Consider the following 1,538-nt stretch of genomic DNA (forward strand, 5'->3'; position numbering starts at 1 on the left):
CAGCCCACAGTCTTGTCGGTGGCACCCCGTCATCTGCAGACCGGTTCTTACGAGCTCACCTACGAAATCAAACAGCACAATCAAAAAGAAGAGCGTCCGGACAAGCCCCTCGACCTCTTCGTCAAACTGGAACTCCCCGGTGGCCAGGACATCAACCCGGGCCCCGGTCACTCCAACCTGTACATGTACATTCCCCCGGAAATCGTCAACGGCGGTGTGGACAAAGACGTTGCCGAAGAGGGAGTGCCGATTGTCATCAGGTCCGAGTCCGGCAGCGGCCTGCCTTACCCCGACATCGCAGTGGACGACGTCATCCGTCTCTACTGGGGTGGCACCCTTGTGGAGTCCACACCGGTGAGCCAGGCGCAGATCGACGATCCGGTGGCCAACCCGATTCTGATCTGGATCACCAAAGCCATCATTGAGCGCGTCGGTGACACCGACGACTCTGGTCTGGCGGTCACCTTCAAGGTGCGCGACAAGGTCGACAATGAATCGGAAGACTGGTGCAAGGAAACCCGTATCGTCGTCACTGTCGGCATCGACCGGCTGGACGCGCCTATCGTTCAGGAGGCTTTCAACAATAAGCTCGACGTCGATAAACAGGGCAACAACGACATCACGGCCGTAGTCACAGCCAACGGACCGCGCTTCGAGCTTAATGACATCATCTACTTGACCATGTTCGGCACCACCGTGGATGGCGAAAAGGTCGACGTCACTGCCCCGACCCAGATCGTCGACAATCTCCCGCATAACTACCATTTCAAGCTGCCCATTGCCGACGTGCGCAAACTGGTCAATACCCAGGTCATGTTCTCTTATCACCTGGTACGCAACGGCAGCCGTCTTCCACTCTCCAAAGGGCAGTTTGTCGATTTCAAAGGCGAAGCCCACCGCCTCGCCGCACCGACGGTCAAGGAGGCCGTGGGAGACTTCATCGACCCTGGCAATAAGGAAATCAACATCCGTATTCCGTTTGATCCGCTCATCGAGATCGACAACGCCATCGAGCTGTTCCTGTTGGGTAAAAGCCCCGACGGCAGCACCCACCTGCCTGAGTTGGGCTATTACTTTCCGGATGAAAAGGACCTCGCGAATCCCGACGGTTTTACCATCAACGTGGCTGACGACCCCCTCGAGCCTATCAATGGCGGAAACCTGGAGGTGTGGTACCACCTGCTGAAAGACAAAGGCGCCGAGATCACCAGACAGGAATCCGTGCACGCCAGGGTGCTCAATGTAGGTGAACCGCAATTCGAGCTGAATGCACCGATGGTCAAGGGTGTGGAGAACCATTTCCTGGAGCCGGGCAAGCTGCCCGGAGGGACCACTGAAATGACCATCTACAAGCCGCTCGTGAGGCCATGGGTGAGAGACGATGAGGCCCAGTGGTTCTGGGAAGGCGACGTCTCCGGCGGGGAGACGGGTTCGATCAAGTTCAATGCTCTTAGTGAAAAACAGGACTGGCTCATCCGGCTGGATGCCGAGTTCGTGGCCAAGCACATCGAACCGAACCGCGGCAGCAAGATCACCGT

1 pseudogene is annotated in these 1,538 nt (G+C 57.5%); it reads left to right on the top strand.

The annotated features are described in order from the left end of the window. Positions 1-1,538: pseudogene (locus AC27VU_RS28840) on the top strand (hypothetical protein); the annotation flags it as partial.

Source organism: Pseudomonas sp. 14P5.3.2, from assembly GCF_057799175.1.